This window comes from Serratia sp. PL17, from assembly GCF_017832355.1.
In the GTDB taxonomy this organism is placed as follows: domain Bacteria; phylum Pseudomonadota; class Gammaproteobacteria; order Enterobacterales; family Enterobacteriaceae; genus Serratia.
In genome coordinates this window covers 666393-683141 of record NZ_JAFIBY010000001.1, presented here as the reverse complement: position 1 = coordinate 683141, position 16749 = coordinate 666393, and the positions used below count along the sequence as shown (strand labels likewise).

Here is a 16749-nt window from a genome sequence, read left to right as displayed (position 1 = left end):
CTCCAGCTCAGCGGACAACCTTCGTCGCAAAACGGACAATAAAAAATTTGCATCCTGCGCCAGTGCGGCAACAATTAATTCTGATGTTAGCCATGGCGCGTTGCGCCCTTAAAGATCCTTTATTAACCTCATGGGACGGGAGAAGAATATGAGCCTGTATGCAACCCTGGAAGACGCGATTGAAGCAGCACGCGAGGAATTTATTGAATCAGCAGAAGGGGGAGACGATGATGAACCCCCGGTACCGCAGCAGTTCAATCTGCAAAAATACGTGATGTTGGATGGTGAGACCATGTGGCAGGCCGAGTTTTTCGAGCAAGAAGGCGAATCGGTTGAATGTCTGACATTACGCAGTGGTGCCGCTGCCCAAGCCATTTTTGACGGTGATTATGACGAAGTCGAGATTAGCGCCGAATGGATAGACGAAAATACGCTGCACGAGTGGGAAGAAGGTGATTTCCAACTCGACCCACCCTTGGATACCGAAGAGGGCCAGACCGCGGCCGATGAGTGGGACGAACGTTGAATAATAACGGGCGGGAGCAAGCAAAATCCCGCCCATAATCCCCATAATTTTCAAAGAGGCATTATGATTATCCGTCAGGCACGCCCCGAAGATTACCCCGCCATTCTGCAGCTGCAAACACAAAATATCCCGGCCAATTTAAGCGACAGCCAAAAGCGTCAGGGTTTTATTGTTTCTAACATGAACGAAGCGCAATTGGCGCGCATTAACCAGGGGCTCGGTATTCTGGTCGCGGTTGAAGATCGGGCGTTGGCCGGTTTTGTCTGTCTGATGACCACGGACGCACAGCCGCGACCGCCGGTAGTGGATGCAATGCTGGAAAAACTTGCCGGCGAGTCCTTCAACGGACGACCGTTGAGTGAACAGCGGGTATTTATGTACGGCCCGGTGTGCCTGAATACCGCCTGGCGTGGCAAAGGTGTACTGAAGCAGTTGTTCGCCGCCGTCAAAACGCACACCCGTGAGAGATTTGATGTGGGCGCCCTGTTTATTGACGACAACAACCCGCACTCGTTGGCGGCTCATCAGCAGGGATTAAAAATGACGGTGCTGGCCCCATTCCAGTGCGGCCGGCAAGGGTATCAACTGTTGGTGTTTGCCACTCAAAGCTAACCTTATTCGTAAGGCCCGTGCTGTGCATCAAACGGCAGCATAAAGGTGTCCACCACCATCGACAGCGGCACATCGATCACCGTGACATAGCGCCAGGGCGTATCGCGCAGATCCCATTGCACACCCGGGTAGTATTGATGGCCGTGCCCGGCGCCCGGTACTGTGCGGCTGATAATACTGCCGCAGCCGCTTAACAGCGTCACACCCGTTGCCAATAATGCCACCCGAAGAAAAGAAGAGAGATTCACCACATTGACTCTTAGACCTGGTTGTTCCGAAAATAAACAACGCCCGGAGCAAATTTTAACATAGTTTTTGCCTTTCAGATTATCAGCATTACGTCAGCGACAAGCCAAAAAAAACGGGGAACACGCTATGCGTATTCCCCGTTGAGACAGCCGATTCAGCGTTTAACGCTGGCCAACCGGATGAGCTTTTTCGTTGTGTGGCAATTGCTGATAGTGTTCACGCCAGGCGACACCCTCCGGCAACAACCAGACACGTTGATGCAACCGCGACAGGGCAACAGGGTCGCTTAGCAGCTCCAGGCGTTTGCCCTTCACCAATTTCTCTGGCCCCAGTTGCAATGCCTCATTCACCCGTTCTTCACGATTGCGCTCGATAGCACCGCGCAAGTGGTGACGCGCGGTCGCCAGCGCAGCCGCCAACGCGTTAAATGACGGGTTAACCACGGCATGCATAAAGCCATTCGCCAGCGCACGTTCACGGTTAAGCTGCAGATACGCTTCCGTCGCCAGCAGTTCGCGCGGCGGCGAGTACTCTTCTGGGATCAGGAACAGCTTGGCACGCTTACTCTTGATACCCAAGGTTGCTCGGCTCGACAAAGCCGAAACGATCGGTGACAAGATCAGGGAGAAGACAATCGGCGACAACCACCACAGGAAACGCAGATCAAGCCAAGCCATACCGCCAGCCCAGACCAGACCGAGCAGCATCTGTGAACCATGACGTTTAAAGGCTTCGCTCCATGGCGTGTCATCATCGTCACGTTGCGGCGAGTTCCACACCACTTCCCAACCGAGGAAGGCACTGACCACAAACACGGTATGGAACAGCATACGTACGGGCGCCAGCAATACCGAGAACAGCATTTCCAACAGCATTGACAGGAACAGACGTACACCACCGCCGTATTCCTTGGCCCCTTTAGCCCAAATCAGCACGATACTGAGCAACTTAGGCAAGAATAACAGCACCAGCGTGGTAGAGAACAGGGCGATCGCCAGTTCAGGACGCCACTGCGGCCATACCGGGAACAGCTGACGTGGCTGCAGGAAGTACTGCGGCTCCATCAGGGTATGCACCACCTGCAATGCGGTAGATAAGGCCAGGAACATAAACCATAGCGGTGCCGACAAATAGGACATCACGCCAGTCAAGAACACTGCACGGTGTACCGGGTGCATGCCTTTGACCAGGAACAGACGGAAGTTCATCAGGTTGCCGTGGCACCAGCGGCGGTCACGTTTCAGTTCATCCAGCAGGTTTGGCGGCAATTCTTCATAGCTGCCCGGCAGATCATAAGCGATCCACACTCCCCAACCGGCACGGCGCATCAGCGCAGCTTCTACAAAGTCATGCGACAAGATAGAACCGGCGAAAGAGCCTTCACCCGGCAACGGTGCCAACGCACAGTGCTCAATAAACGGCTTCACGCGGATAATCGCGTTATGACCCCAGTAGTGAGATTCACCCAACTGCCAAAAATGCAGGCCTGCCGTAAACAGCGGTCCGTAAACCCGGGTAGCAAACTGTTGCACCCGAGCGTACAGCGTATCCATGCCCGACGCTTTCGGCGCAGACTGGATAATACCGGCGTTCGGGTTAGCTTCCATCAAGCGTACCAGACCGGTCAAACACTCACCGCTCATCACGCTGTCAGCGTCCAGAATCACCATGTAGCTGTACTCACCGCCCCAGCGACGACAGAAATCGTCGATGTTACCGCTTTTGCGTTTCACACGGCGGCGGCGGCGGCGGTAGAAGATACGACCATGGCCGTCTACGTCACGGCACAGTTCCATCCAGGCTTTCTGTTCCGCCATGCAGATATCCGGGTCGTAGCTGTCGCTCAGCACGTAGATATCAAAATGTTCGAGCTGACCGGTGGCGGCAACGGACTCATAGGTCGCACGCAGGCCGGCGAACACACGTTCGACGTCCTCGTTACAGATCGGCATAATCAAGGCGGTACGGTGCGCCGGGTTGATTGGCTCATCGCCCTTGATGGTGGAGGAGATACTGTATTTGTCTTTGCCGATCAGCAACTGCAAGAAGCCCATCAGCGCAGTCCAGAACCCCGCAGAAACCCAGCAGAACAAAATAGCGAACAGGATCAAAATGCCGGTTTGCAGCACATAAGGCAGCAGTTGCAATACTGACTGCATCAGGTCCTGATCCCACATGGCCATTGGATCGATCAACGCCCAGCCCTGATACGGCAAGATGGTTTTCATGTACCACGTGGCGATACCGGTCTGCACCAGCATCAGTACCAACAGCACATAACGGCGCATAGACCCCACCACACGCCAGCGGTTTTCTGCGTCGGCCTCTTCCTTGGTCGCGTGACGATTGTGCGGCGTACGACCTAACAGAGAATCCCAAAAACGCGCCACTGGATTCGTGCGCCACGCTTCGGGGAACATACTGGTACGTTTAATCGGCGGCGTGGCCTTAAGAATGCTGCGCCCTTCCACATCGGTATCAAAATCGTCGTCGCGGACCGCATCCGGCCAGGCGCTTTCAATACGCGCCTTGACCGAGGCCAACGCCACGTCATCCGCCGACAGCGTATCAACGTTGGCATCGGTAGCGCCCATCTTACGATGGAGCGCCTCCAGTGCCTGAGCGTCATCCGCACCCGGTTGTGGTTTAAGCGCCTCTGACCGCTCAGCGGTCAGAGGCATTGCCGCAAGATAATCCTGGGCACGTTGAGTAGGCTTATTCATTGGCAGGTAGCTGATAGCTCCAGGTTTCAGACAGGGTCTTATCACCATTGACCAGCGCTGCGCGCATTTCTACCGGCTTTTTGTCGTCTTTAACTTTCAGACGCAGCGTCAAACGCCAGCCTTTGGTCACTGGGTTATAGCGGACATTGTTTTCTACCATTTCCCCGTTATCGCCGATACTCACTTGAGCGGCAACCGGTGTAGCGCCGTCCAGGCCTTTCAGCACTGGGCCAACGAAGTCAACCAGGAAGGCCACGCTACCATCGGGTTCACGAATCAGGTTGGACTGTTTCACGTCACCGGTAGAACGCATGGTTTGGCTAACATACGCAATGTCCTGCGAATGCAGTTTGTCTTCATCACGCGTGAAATGCAGACGATAGCTCAGGGTCAACGCTGTTTTAGCGTCCGGTAAGACGTCCGGCGTCCAGAAGGCAACAATGTTGTCATTGGTTTCGTCCGCCGTTGGGATTTCCACCAGCTCAACTTTACCCTTGCCCCAGTCACCGCGCGGCTCAATCCAGGCACTTGGACGCAGATCGTAACGATCGTCCAGATCTTCGTAATCCTTGAAATTGCGACCACGCTGCAGCAGACCGAAACCTTTAGGATTTTCGACCTGATAAGTGCTGACTGACAGGTGCTTCGGATTATTCAGCGGACGCCAGATCCATTCGCCATTACCCGCATGGATCGACAAACCATTGGAGTCATGCAATGCCGGACGGTAGTTCAGGGTTGGCGACGGCTGACTTGGCCCGAACAGGTACATACTGGTTAGCGGTGCCATGCCCAGCTTGCCGACCTTGTCGCGCAGGAACACTTTAGACTCGACGTCCACAGTGGTATCGCGGCCCGGATAGACCACAAAACGGTAAGCCCCGGTGGCACGCGGCGAATCCAACAGCGCGTAAATCACCAGATGCTTGTCGCCTTGCTTAGGACGTTCGACCCAGAATTCGCGGAAACGCGGGAACTCTTCGCCAGAAGGGAGCGCAGTATCAATCGCCAAGCCACGCGCTGACAGCCCGTACACCTGCCCTTTACCCACCACGCGGAAGTAACTCGCGCCCAGCAGGCTCATAATTTCGTCGTTCTTGTCTGCACTGTTGATCGGGTAAATCACCTTGAAACCAGCAAAGCCAAGGTTTTTCACAGAATCCGGATCGTGCTTCACCGAACCAAAGTTGAAGTAGTCAGGGCTGTACTTGATCTCTTTTACACTTGTTGCGGTGACTTCGTTGATTTTCACCGGCGTGTCGAAGTACATCCCCTGATGATAAAACTCAAGCTTGAAAGGGGTTTTCAGTTTGTTCCAATAGGCTTTATCGTGGTTGAACTGAATCTGCTGGTAATCCGCGAATTTCATCTCACGGAATTGAGAAGGAAGGTTGCTCTTCGGAGCCTCAAAGCCTTTCCCTGCCAGATCCTGCGCCTGCTTGGCAACATCATCGATAGAAAAAGCCCATGCTTGCGAAGTAAACAGCGTGAACAAAACGGTCGCACCTAACCAACGTACGCTCGCGGCGCGTGGCTTTTTGGATAATATATTAACTAGCACATCCCCCCCTATTCGTGTGCTCAAATCATTTAAATCCATATTAATGGATTATTCAGCTTTCCGACAACATGATAAATGGATGGTTCATGTTTATGGCTCATTGTTTAAGCAGCTGACTAAACACCAGCGTAGCAAGCCGCGCAACAAGACGCTATGGAAAAATGTGAAACGGTATAGTAGGGTTTGGGATTGCGATTTAACCATTGCCGACTTATTAAGCGTGTTAATGACCTCTCGATAAAATCACCAGCGGTAACATATGACAAACGGCAGCAACCAACGCGAGTTTTTCCTCGATTCAATCCGGGCTTATTTGATGTTGCTCGGCATCCCTTTTCATCTCTCCTTGATCTATTCAAGCCATGCCTGGGCAGTAAACAGCGCTACGCCCTCATTCTCGCTGACAGTGCTGAACGACTTCATTCATGCCTTCCGCATGCAGGTGTTCTTCGTGATTTCAGGCTACTTCTCCTACATGCTATATGAACGCTATGAGCGCCATAAGTGGTTGAAGGTCAGACTGGAACGCGTCGCAATCCCATTACTGAGCTCGATCCCGTTAATAACTGTTCCCCAATTTTTCATGCTGAAATATTTCACCGATAAATTAAACGGCTGGGACAACTTTTCGCTCTACCAGAAAATAAATGTAACGGTTTGGGAACTGATTTCTCACCTGTGGTTTTTATTAACGCTGTCATTACTGACCACCGCCTGTTTTTATCTTTTCAAAAAGATCAAGGCGCAAAAAACGCAGGTCATTCCCTATCCCATAAATAAAATGACTGGATTAGGAAACATCTCACTGTTCTTTCTTATTTATGCGTTATGCTATTCGGCCGCGCACCGTATTATTTTAATTGTCGCCCCTCATTTACTGTCCAACGGCATGTTCAATTTCGTGGTGATGGAGACGATGTTCTACCTGCCGTTCTTTATCCTTGGCGCTTACGCATTTAAGTACGTGTGGCTTAAAGAGATTTTCCTCAAACCTTCGGCCTGGTCGCTGCTGGGCTCCCTGCTGTTGTTCATAGCCTACATGCTGAATCAGAAGTATCTGGCCCACAGTAGCTATATGTTCGAGCTGGAAGTGCTGATCAAAACCCTGTTGGGGATCCTGATGGCCAACGTGATTTTCTCATTCGGGCATAACCTGTTGAACTATCATTCGCCACGAATCACTTATCTGGTCAATGCATCGCTGTTTATATATCTGGTGCACCATCCGCTGACTCTGATATATGGCGCTTTTGTGACGCCGCATATCAACAATAACCTACTGGGTTTTCTGGCAGGATTGGTGTTTGTCTTCTCCTGCGCCTTCGCCTTATATGAGTTGCACAAGCGCATTCCGCTGATTCGTTTCCTGTTCTCCGGTAAGCCGCAATAAGCCAACCGCCCGGTAATCGTTTCGGCTTACCGGGCCCTTCACTGTCATATCGCTGTACATCAGAACCGCTATCATTTCTCCCACGCCAGAGCGGCCCTCCATTTCCGATACTGAGCACACATTGCTCACACCCATGGCGAAAGTTAAGGCAAAGTTATGCTGGAGCATATTGTTGCTAGTTGTTATAACTGCAACGCATAAGTGGAAATCCACATCCCTGCCTTACGGTAGCGATTGGGCTCAATGAACCCTGAGGGACGGCATTGCCGTTATCGCGGCAAAGCTTGCAGTATCGCCCTTCCGTCACGACAGAGAGGATTTTTTAATGACTGATGATAAAGACACTTCGGCGCAGGAAGCCGTACCGGAAAATGCCACCCTATTGAAAATCCTTGGTCGGTTACTTTCCGCACTGGATTCGTCAATCAGCGGCAAGGATCGCAGTATTCTGGTCACTGAGCTCTCCAGCCTCAACCTTGATGGCATTTCAGAGTCAGAACGAAAACTGGCGGCTGAGCTGATCAAGCGAGCCCTGCAATCACTCGATCATTAACGACACCCTGCCTGCAAACCATTAAGCCTCCTCGCGGGGGTTTAATGGTTTTTCCTGCTCACTACCGCTACAGAAAGCAGAATTATTGAACGCATAGAACTACAGTGTTCTGATAAATATAGGTAAAAGTAAGAAGTTCACCCATTTCTCTGCCCTTCCTCATGCTTCCCCTCTTAAATGACAATAAATGCAAAATCTTTTCCTAATCAGCCTTGGCGTTTTACCCAAAAAACAGGCTATCATCATGGGGTATCTGCGCCCGCGCGCAACGCCTTTTCCCCAGCCTGCAGGAGAACGTTATTTTGGATGCCAGCACCATTAACAGTTTGTTCATCATCGGTGCCGTGTTGGTGGGAGCAAGTATTCTTCTCAGTTCATTTTCTTCGCGTCTGGGTATTCCCATCCTGGTCATCTTCCTGGCCATAGGCATGTTGGCAGGTGTCGATGGGCCGGGCGGCATCGTATTCAGTAATTATCCTGTGGCCTATCTCGTCAGCAACCTGGCACTCGCCGTGATTCTGCTGGACGGGGGGATGCGTACCCGCGTCAGTTCATTCCGTGTTGCACTCTGGCCCGCGCTCTCTCTTGCGACCATCGGGGTGGTGATCACCGCGGGGTTGACCGGCCTCGCTGCCGCCTGGCTGTTCAACCTCGATCTGCTGCAGGGCATGCTGATTGGCGCCATTATCGGCTCTACCGACGCCGCTGCGGTATTTTCATTGCTGGGCGGTAAAGGGCTTAACGAACGTGTCAGTGCCACGCTGGAGATTGAATCTGGCAGCAACGACCCAATGGCGGTGTTTCTTACCATCACCCTGATTGCGATGATCGCCGCTGGCGAAACCACCCTGAGCTGGATGTTCCCTCTCCACCTACTGCAACAGTTTGGTATGGGGATCGTATTTGGTCTTGGCGGCGGTTGGCTGTTACTGACGTTAATCAACCATATCAAACTGGCAGAAGGCTTATATCCATTGCTCGCCGTGAGCGGCGGCATCTTAATCTTTGCGCTGACAACGGCACTGGACGGCAGCGGCATTCTGGCGGTGTATCTGTGCGGCCTGATGTTGGGCAATCGTCCTATCCGCAACCGGCATGGCATTGTCCAAACCTTTGACGGCTTGGCTTGGTTGAGCCAAATCGGCATGTTTCTGGTGTTGGGCCTGCTGCTCAACCCGCACGAGTTGTTGCCTATCGCCATCCCTGCCCTGCTGCTGTCGCTATGGATGATTTTGTTCGCCAGGCCGCTTTCGGTGTTTATCGGGTTGCTGCCGTTCCGCAGCTTTACCCTGCGCGAGCGCAGCTTTATCTCCTGGGTCGGTCTACGCGGCGCCGTACCGGTTATTCTTGCCGTCTTCCCAATGATGGCTGGGTTGCCCAATGCGCAGCTGTTCTTCAATGTGGCTTTCTTTGTCGTATTGGTTTCATTGCTGCTGCAAGGCACAACGCTGTCGTTCGCTGCGAGAAAAGCCAAGGTGATCGTCCCACCCGCACTGGCACCGATTTCCCGGGTTGGGTTAGACGTACACCCAGAAAACCAGTGGGAGCAGTTTGTTTATCAACTCTCGTCAGAAAATTGGTGCGTCGGCGCAGCGCTGCGTGAACTTAAAATGCCCCCCGGCACGCGTATTGCCGCACTCTTCCGCGGGAAGGAATTGTTGCACCCTAGCGGCAGTACACGGCTGCGTGAGGATGACATTCTGTGCGTTATCGGCCACGAACATGATTTGCCCGTCCTGGGGAAACTGTTCAGCCAGGCGCCAGTAGTGACGCTGGATGAGCGGTTCTTCGGCGACTTTATCTTGCAGTCGGACGCACGCCTAAGCGACATTTCGCAAGTGTATGGGCTTAACCTGCATGAAGGTGTGGATGAGCAACAAACGCTTGGCCAATTCGTGATTCAACTGATTGGCGGTGAGCCCGTGGTGGGCGATCAGGTTGAATGGGATGGCCTGACCTGGACCATTGCTGAAATGGATGGCAATGCCATCAGTAAGATTGGCGTAAGAATTGTTACTGACTGATCCTTGAGCAACATAGGCCGTTGCGTCTCACTACCCGCAGCGGCCACCTCAAAACAGACGGAACTTATAGGTTGAGAAAGGTTCTTAAACTCTGTGATTATCAAAACTGGGCGTTCAGCCCGACGTTTTAACCTTTTACTCTGGGAACGCCGCATCGCGGTGATGGGTAATTGATTTGAACAGTAAAACTCAATTTCTATCGGCTATGCTGGGTATTGCACTGACGATCATCGTGCTGGACCTGGGTATCGCCGATTTGATCCATAGACTCTTAATTGGATAACTGTAACGTGGCACAGCAGCAACAAGAAAAAGATATTCTAGGAAAAATACTGGTTACCGTCTCTGCGCTCTGCCTGATCATCGTGGCAGTGCTGCTGGTTTGGGGATTTTTGCTGGATTAAACCATTAGCCTGGCGCAAGTAACAGCGACACATAGCAACAACCATTTTGTTACAATATATCGACATCTCTTGCAGACCATTGCGCGTATGCTCAGTGCAGACAGTAATAACAATAAGCCCTCATACTTCTTAAGTGTTGGCCCGCCTGAAACGGGCTTTTTTTTGTCTGCAACATCTCGATTTAGACATAAAAAAAACCGCCGCAGCGGTTTTTTTATTGGCGATGGCGCTCAGATCTTACAACCTTCGCAGTCCGCTTCATCCTCAAGGATCTCGGGGAGCTCTTTCGCCTTCTGCGCCGCTTTTTCTTCTGCTTGCGCTAATTCTGCATCGATATCAAAATCGAAAATATCATCACTCATCGTAAACTCCACAGGCTAACCAGGCTTCAAAGCGTGAGTATAATCGACAACTACGCAGTCTGAAACCCTTCAGTTAAGCACGGCCACCTGCGGTTGTTCATCCTGCGGCTTCTTTGAGTACGCCAGATCGTAAACGTCATAAAAATCGATCTCGCCTTTATTGGCGATGATTTCCTGCATGCGCGTTTTCATCGCCGCACCGATCATCGGCTCATCCAACAGGGCCTTCACCGACTGCGGAGAGAGCGCACGAGTGAAATACCATTCGCCGTTATAGCATACGCGCAGATCCAACACCCCGATATCTTCAAAACGATAGACCGGTTTGATTTCAATCAGCAGCATCGCGAACATGAACAAAACAAATGCAGTGAATGCTAAAAACGAAATGAAGCCCATATAAGGGACTTGGTACATCACGGCGATCACAGCGAAATAACCGGCAAACATGGCGAGACACAGATAACGGTGATCGCGGGCAAATTCGCTGTTAAACCGCAGCTTACCGTCGCGCCCTTCCTGTCGATTTATCCGCTCGATTTCTTTTACCAAGATGCTCTTAATCGCGTCCATCGTTACAACCTTATGCCTGGGGGGCATTATTGATAGCAATAATCTTCCCACAAACTAACACAAGTACAGTTTGCCCAGGTAGATCAGTTATGCAATTTAAAATCGGCAACTGTTATACCTATGGCAATTAGCGCTGCAGAGAGTTTTTGCCTTGGGCGAACATAAACATCCGCTGGGCGATATCATCAGCTTGTTTGATTTTTTGTTTTTGCGGCTCGTTGCACCGTTGAATCGCACGAGCATAAGCAAGCTCATGGGCCTGATCGATCATCGCAATAATTTTGTCCCGCTCCTGGGGTTCCAGGTTTCCGAGCATGGTGGTGATGATCGCTTGATAAGCGTTGGAAGCTGCCGTTAGCGACTTTTCTCTGGCTTCAAGTGCCGCTACACGTTGCAATAATTCCTGCAGTTGATCGGACTCAGACATAGCGATCTCCTGTTACCGGGCAGCATACCTGCCTGATCTCAGTCTAGCAAAGATCGATCACAAGAGAAGAAGATAAAAGAAAGGAAGAGAAACGGTTACGGGAAAGCGCACCCGAAAATCCCAACAAGGAGCCGATAGTGCAAATCAACCCGGGTGCGCTTTACGATAGCAATTCCTTAGAAGGAAGCTGGCGCGCTATGCAGGACTCGAACCCGCGTCTATCAATTTTGTAGCCAAATAAGCATGATAAAACCAATCACTCTGCCAACTGAGTTAATAGCGCATTCCTTCGCTTCGGGGCGTCATTATCCATATTAATGCTGTGGATTCAAGTTATCTAGGCATGACCGACTGATTTTACAGAGAATTCTTAAAATTTCGCTCACTTTATATTCATGCCTGCCTATTGCTTTCATCCCGCGATAGTTAATAAGTGAAACTTTTGCAGTATCGACTGCCGCGTGTTTATTGTTAGTTAAAGCGCTGGATGCGACTATTAGGTTTTCTGGAGCCATCGTTTCCTCTGTTATGGATAACACAATGAAAGTCACACCACGCCATTTGGCGTTTATCCTCGCCGGTATTCTGCTGGTCGTCATTATCCTGGTTGTGCTGTTCTCGCTGCAAAACCCTTCTCAGGCTGCCTATGTCACCGCTCCCGTACGTGAGGGCAATATTGAAAATGCCGTACTGGCCACAGGTAAGCTGGATGCTTTCGAGCGGGTTAACGTGGGTGCGCAGGTGTCCGGTCAGGTCAAATCCCTGAAGGTTAAACTGGGCGAGCGAGTCACCAAAGGCCAACCCATCGCCGACATTGATGACTTGCCGCAACGCAATAATCTGCGCAACGCCGAAGCCGCACTCAACGTTGCCAAGGCTGATTTGCTGGCCAAACAGGCACTGTTAAAACAAGCCGAGTCTCGCTTTAAACGCCAAAAGCGCATGTTGGATGATGAAGCGGGTTCACGTGAAGATTTTGAAACGGCAGAGGCGACCCTCGCCGCCACCCGCGCCGAACTGGTCGCGCTGAATGCTCGCATCGTGCAAGCACAGATTGAGGTGGACAAGAAAAAGGTGGAGTTGAGCTACACCCGGATTCTGGCGCCGATGGACGGTATCGTGATTGCGGTAATTACACAGCAGGGGCAAACGGTGAATGCCAACCAGAGCGCCCCGACCATCGTTAAACTGGCCCAATTGGATGTGATGACCATCAAGGCGCAGATTTCCGAGGCCGACATTACGCGTGTATCTCCGGGACAGAAAGCCTACTTCACGATTTTTTCCGAACCAGACAAGCGTTATGACGCCACGTTGCGAACTGTCGAGTTGGCCCCTGAGTCGGTAATGAAAGACGACTCGCTCTCCGGCAGCAGTTCCGCATCAGGCTCAGGTGCATCCAATGCATCGGTGTATTACAACGCGCTTTTGGACGTGCCCAACGCAGACAACCGTCTACGGATTGCCATGACAGCTCAGGTTTCGTTACTGCTGGGCGAAGCAAAAAACACATTACTGATACCCGCTCAGGCAGTACATAAAACCGCCGACAAAAAACAGCAAGTACAGGTACTGACCCGTGATAACCGGTTAGAAATGCGTGACGTAAAAACCGGTATTACCAATAACGTTGATATTCAGATCTTGTCCGGGCTGACGGCCGGTGAAAACGTCGTGCTGGCACAGGAAAGTGCCAAAGCTGACGAGGATGGTCTATCACTGTGAATACCATCATTGAGTTGAAAGGTATTGGCCGCACCTATACCAATAGCAGTCAGCCACTCACCGTACTGAAAAACATCAACCTGAAGATCGCTGCCGGGGAGTTGGTCGCCATCATTGGTGCCTCGGGTTCAGGCAAGTCAACGCTAATGAATATCATTGGCTGTCTGGATGTGCCGGACCAGGGCGACTATTACATCAATGGCCATAATGCCGCTCACCTGTCACCAGACGAACTGGCCAAACTGCGCCGTGAACATATCGGATTTATTTTCCAGCGTTATCATTTGATGCCGGATATCAGCGCGTTGGGGAATGTTGAAATCCCTGCCATTTACGCCAACAGCAAACGCGACCAACGTCGCCAACGCGCAGCACAACTGCTGGCTCGACTCGGGTTAGAAGGCCGTGAACACCACAAACCTGGCCAGCTTTCCGGCGGCCAGCAACAGCGTGTGAGCATCGCCCGCTCATTAATCAACGGTGCGGAAATCATCCTGGCAGATGAGCCCACGGGCGCATTGGACTCAAAATCCGGGCTGGAAGTGCTGGAAATCCTTAGCGAACTTAATCAGCGCGGCCATACGGTTGTCATTGTAACCCACGATATGAAAGTGGCTCAGCATGCGCAACGTATCATCGAACTGCAGGACGGCGAGATCGTCGCCGACAGCGGCCGTAAATCACCAGGGTCTCTGCCCTCCCTGCAAAAAAGCCAGCCAGTGGCGCAAGGTTACTGGCAGAGCTTGCTCGATCGCACCCGCGAATCCTTGCACATGGCACTCAAAGCAATGAACGCCCATCGCCTGCGCACTGCGCTGACCATGACTGGGATCATTTTCGGGATCGCCGCAGTCGTCACGGTAGTTGCCCTGGGCGAAGGCGCTAAACAACGCACGCTGGAGAATATCAAAGGGTTGGGCACTAACGTCGTCAGCATCTATCCAGGGCGCGATTTTTTTGATGGCGCCATCGACAGCATCCGTACCTTGGTGCCCGCCGACGCCGACGCACTGGCCCACCAGAGCTTTGTCGACAGCGTCAGCCCTGAGGTTACGGCTTCTGACAGCATTCGTTTTCGCAGCAAATCGGCCACGGCCTCGATCAACGGCGTAGGGCGCGATTACTTCCGCGTTAACGGCTTGACGATAATACAAGGCAGCACTTTCCGGGACGATCGCAACGCGTTACAGGAAGTGATCATTGACGATAACGCACGCCGCTCACTGTTTGGTGAGTTCGGCGTAGAGCCACTGGGGCAAATCGTGTTTCTCGGCTCAGTGCCCGCACGGGTCGTTGGCGTAGTCCAAAGCAACCAGGATTACGCGCCAAACCGCATCAGAGTCTGGATGCCTTACACCACTGTGATGTACCGCATGGTGGGTAAACCGACGCTAAGCAGTATCAGCATTAGGTTGAAAGATGATGTCTCCAATAAAGCCGCCGTCAGTGCCATTGAACAGTTACTTACCCAGCGCCACGGTGCCAAAGACTTTATGCTGTTCAACCTCGATAAATACCGTAAATCGATCGAACACACGTCAATGACCTTGAATCTGCTGATTCTGATGGTTGCTTCCGTCTCACTGATCATCGGCAGCCTCGGCGTGATGAATATCATGCTGGTTTCAGTAACCGAACGGACACATGAGATCGGCGTGCGTATGGCGGTAGGGGCGAGACGTAGCGACATAATGCAGCAATTTATGATCGAAGCTGTGCTGGTCTGCCTGATCGGCGGCGTATTGGGTATTTTACTGTCGTTCGCCGCCGGCTCGCTGTTTACCCTGCTGGCAGGTGGCATGTTGACCGCCATCTATTCCTGGCAGGCTGCCGCCATTGCCTTTTTCTGCTCCACCTTGATCGGCATGATTTTTGGTTATCTCCCTGCCCGAAAAGCGGCGCGGATGGATCCGGTCATTTCACTGGCCAGCGAGTAACTTATGAAAATTTTATCCCCCCTGGCATTATGTGTCGCAGCACTCGTCAGTGCTGGCTGCGGCAACACGCTTAAAAGTGAATATCAGCCACCAAAGGTGGACTACCCCGCTCACTGGCAGTCAGGAACCGATGCAGCCACACCGGTTCCCTTTGACTGGCAGGATTTTCACGATCCCCAGCTAGACCGCCTGCTACAACAGGTGATGGTAAGCAACAACGACGTGGCTGCGGCTGCGTTACGTGTTTACCGTGCCCAGTTGGCAGCGCAGCGCGTCGATATCAGCACGGCACCGAGCGTGAACGCGTCACTCAATACCGGCGCAAATACGGCTCTTTCCGATTCATCTGCCTGGAACAAAAGCAGCAGCGCTAACCTTGGTGTCAGCTATGAAGTGGATCTGTGGGGTAAATTGGCACGGCAACGGGATGCCGCAGAATGGGCAAGCCAAGCAACCCAACAGGATTTACAAAGCGCACGCTTGGCATTGCTCGCCAGCGCCAGTAAAAATTATTGGCGTATCGGCTTTATCAATCAACGGATCGGCGTCAGCCAACAAAGCATCGCGTACTCCCGACAAACGCTGCAATTGGCGAACGCACGCTACCATGCGGGCAGCGTCTCTTCGTTGGACGTCGTGGATGCCGAGCAGAGCCTAATCAATCAAGAAAGCACCCATTTGGCCCTGTTGCGTGAACGTCAGCAAGCGTTGAACGAACAGACGCTTCTGTTAGGCGCACCGCCGGGTAGCGCATTGGTTGAACCCACGCGTCTGCCAACCGGCCCGCTGCCCCAAATCAATGCAGGTATTCCAGCCAGCGTCCTGCAGCATCGCCCGGACATCAGCGCCAAAGAACTTCGCTTGCGTGAATCGCTGGCCAACGTCGACATAAAACGCACGCAGTACTATCCGGCGTTTAGCCTGACAGGTTCTTTAGGCGCCAGCAGCAGCGCCCTGCTGGAATTTTTGCGCAATCCGCTTGCCAGCGTGGGGGCTGGTCTGTCGCTGCCTTTCCTTGAATGGCGGCAAATGAACGTCGACATCAACATTGCGCGCAGCGACTATGAACTGCAAGTCCTTGAGTTCAAACAGGCTCTCTATAAAGCCATGGCTGACGTCGATAATGCCCTCTCGTTACGAACGCAATTACTCGCGCAAGAGAAGCATCTTCGCGCTGCGCTGGCATTGGCACGTAAATCTGAACAACTCAATGAAAGCCGTTACCGGCAAGGGGCAGTCCCTATCAATTTCTGGCTAGATGCGCAAAACCGCCGCCGGCTGGCGGAGCTAGCTCTGGATGAAAACCGCTTTGACCAGTACCAAAACCTGGCGCAACTTTATCTGGAATTTGGGGGTTCCCCGCAATAACACATCGGCCTGGCATTCCGCCGGGCCTTTTTCCACGCCCGTCAAATACATAAACATGGCCAGTTTTTTTCGCAATTCTTCCTATACTTTACGCATCCACGATCAGACAAAAAAACGCCAATCAGCACATTAGTTAATCGATTTATGCACTAATTCGGTGCAAATACATAAGATAAACTGCTAAATTTGATCGCTGCAAGATATAACGTTAAGCTATACATGCAAAATAATTAGTCACCTAAATGACATATTCTCGGTGAAAATTGAGATATTACGTGATTCGTGTCACACAAAAAATGGCAATAGCCGATCTCT

General features: G+C 52.0%; 14 protein-coding genes and 1 tRNA gene. 8 read left to right on the top strand and 7 right to left on the bottom strand.

Features of this window, described 5'->3' with window-relative positions:
- Positions 1-148 precede the first annotated feature (148 nt).
- Complete coding sequence (locus JOE25_RS03250) at positions 149-526, top strand: MysB family protein (protein WP_209632704.1); 378 nt, start codon at positions 149-151, stop codon at positions 524-526.
- Positions 527-589: 63 nt separating this feature from the next.
- Positions 590-1138, top strand: coding sequence for an N-acetyltransferase (locus JOE25_RS03245; RefSeq protein WP_209632703.1), 549 nt, complete (start codon positions 590-592; stop codon positions 1136-1138).
- Between the two features lie 2 nt (positions 1139-1140).
- On the opposite strand, the gene JOE25_RS03240 is transcribed toward JOE25_RS03245, so the two are convergent.
- From JOE25_RS03240 to mdoG, 3 genes are all read right to left on the bottom strand, one after another.
- A complete protein-coding gene (locus tag JOE25_RS03240) occupies positions 1141-1386 on the bottom strand; it encodes a YceK/YidQ family lipoprotein (RefSeq protein WP_209632702.1) in 246 nt (81 codons plus the stop codon).
- A gap of 162 nt (positions 1387-1548) precedes the next feature.
- Positions 1549-4110, bottom strand: coding sequence for a glucans biosynthesis glucosyltransferase MdoH (gene mdoH, locus JOE25_RS03235; protein WP_209632701.1), 2562 nt, complete (start codon positions 4108-4110; stop codon positions 1549-1551).
- Positions 4103-5671, bottom strand: coding sequence for a glucans biosynthesis protein MdoG (gene mdoG, locus JOE25_RS03230; RefSeq protein WP_209632700.1), 1569 nt, complete (start codon positions 5669-5671; stop codon positions 4103-4105). The genes mdoH and mdoG overlap by 8 nt, the downstream gene beginning before the upstream one ends.
- Before the next feature lie 259 nt (positions 5672-5930).
- On the opposite strand from mdoG, the gene mdoC reads away from it, so the two are divergent.
- From mdoC to JOE25_RS03215, 3 genes are all read left to right on the top strand, one after another.
- On the top strand, positions 5931-7061 hold the full coding sequence (mdoC, locus tag JOE25_RS03225; protein ID WP_209632699.1) for a glucans biosynthesis protein MdoC: 1131 nt from the start codon (positions 5931-5933) through the stop codon (positions 7059-7061).
- Positions 7062-7386: 325 nt separating this feature from the next.
- Positions 7387-7614, top strand: coding sequence for a hypothetical protein (locus tag JOE25_RS03220; RefSeq protein ID WP_209632698.1), 228 nt, complete (start codon positions 7387-7389; stop codon positions 7612-7614).
- 302 nt (positions 7615-7916) lie between these two features.
- Complete coding sequence (locus JOE25_RS03215; RefSeq protein ID WP_209632697.1) at positions 7917-9638, top strand: potassium/proton antiporter; 1722 nt, start codon at positions 7917-7919, stop codon at positions 9636-9638.
- A gap of 634 nt (positions 9639-10272) precedes the next feature.
- Here JOE25_RS03215 and JOE25_RS26650 read toward each other — a convergent pair.
- From JOE25_RS26650 to JOE25_RS03200, 4 genes are all read right to left on the bottom strand, one after another.
- Entirely contained in the window at positions 10273-10404 is a 132-nt protein-coding gene (locus JOE25_RS26650) for a hypothetical protein (RefSeq protein ID WP_017892391.1), read from the bottom strand.
- Positions 10405-10473: 69 nt separating this feature from the next.
- Positions 10474-10977 (bottom strand): YlaC family protein, encoded by a 504-nt coding sequence (locus JOE25_RS03210; protein ID WP_037419616.1) that lies wholly within the window; start codon positions 10975-10977, stop codon positions 10474-10476.
- A 127-nt stretch (positions 10978-11104) separates the two neighbouring features.
- Positions 11105-11404: a sigma-S stabilization anti-adapter protein IraP gene (locus tag JOE25_RS03205; RefSeq protein WP_209632696.1), complete on the bottom strand. Its 300-nt coding sequence runs from the start codon at positions 11402-11404 to the stop codon at positions 11105-11107.
- A 188-nt stretch (positions 11405-11592) separates the two neighbouring features.
- Positions 11593-11687, bottom strand: a tRNA-OTHER gene (locus tag JOE25_RS03200).
- A 257-nt stretch (positions 11688-11944) separates the two neighbouring features.
- Here JOE25_RS03200 and JOE25_RS03195 point away from each other — a divergent pair.
- From JOE25_RS03195 to JOE25_RS03185, 3 genes are read left to right on the top strand one after another with little or no spacing between them, the layout of a single operon-like run.
- Positions 11945-13129, top strand: a complete 1185-nt coding sequence (locus tag JOE25_RS03195; protein WP_209632695.1) for an efflux RND transporter periplasmic adaptor subunit — start codon at positions 11945-11947, stop codon at positions 13127-13129.
- Positions 13126-15066 carry a MacB family efflux pump subunit gene (locus JOE25_RS03190; RefSeq protein ID WP_209632694.1) on the top strand — a complete coding sequence of 647 codons (1941 nt, stop codon included), beginning with the start codon at positions 13126-13128 and terminating at the stop codon, positions 15064-15066. Before JOE25_RS03195 ends, JOE25_RS03190 begins: the two co-directional genes overlap by 4 nt.
- A 3-nt stretch (positions 15067-15069) precedes the next feature.
- Complete coding sequence (locus JOE25_RS03185) at positions 15070-16434, top strand: efflux transporter outer membrane subunit (RefSeq protein ID WP_209632693.1); 1365 nt, start codon at positions 15070-15072, stop codon at positions 16432-16434.
- Positions 16435-16749: the final 315 nt, after the last annotated feature.

Excerpts from the sequence above, each read along its gene's own strand:
- mdoC (WP_209632699.1), top strand. The coding sequence starts at position 5,931 with ATGACAAACGGCAGCAACCAACGCGAGTTTTTCCTCGATTCAATCCGG.
- JOE25_RS26650 (WP_017892391.1), bottom strand. The coding sequence starts at position 10,404 with ATGAGTGATGATATTTTCGATTTTGATATCGATGCAGAATTAGCGCAA.
- JOE25_RS03245 (WP_209632703.1), top strand. The coding sequence starts at position 590 with ATGATTATCCGTCAGGCACGCCCCGAAGATTACCCCGCCATTCTGCAG.
- JOE25_RS03185 (WP_209632693.1), top strand. The coding sequence starts at position 15,070 with ATGAAAATTTTATCCCCCCTGGCATTATGTGTCGCAGCACTCGTCAGT.
- JOE25_RS03220 (WP_209632698.1), top strand. The coding sequence starts at position 7,387 with ATGACTGATGATAAAGACACTTCGGCGCAGGAAGCCGTACCGGAAAAT.
- JOE25_RS03205 (WP_209632696.1), bottom strand. The coding sequence starts at position 11,404 with ATGTCTGAGTCCGATCAACTGCAGGAATTATTGCAACGTGTAGCGGCA.
- JOE25_RS03195 (WP_209632695.1), top strand. The coding sequence starts at position 11,945 with ATGAAAGTCACACCACGCCATTTGGCGTTTATCCTCGCCGGTATTCTG.
- mdoH (WP_209632701.1), bottom strand. The coding sequence starts at position 4,110 with ATGAATAAGCCTACTCAACGTGCCCAGGATTATCTTGCGGCAATGCCT.
- JOE25_RS03210 (WP_037419616.1), bottom strand. The coding sequence starts at position 10,977 with ATGGACGCGATTAAGAGCATCTTGGTAAAAGAAATCGAGCGGATAAAT.
- JOE25_RS03250 (WP_209632704.1), top strand. The coding sequence starts at position 149 with ATGAGCCTGTATGCAACCCTGGAAGACGCGATTGAAGCAGCACGCGAG.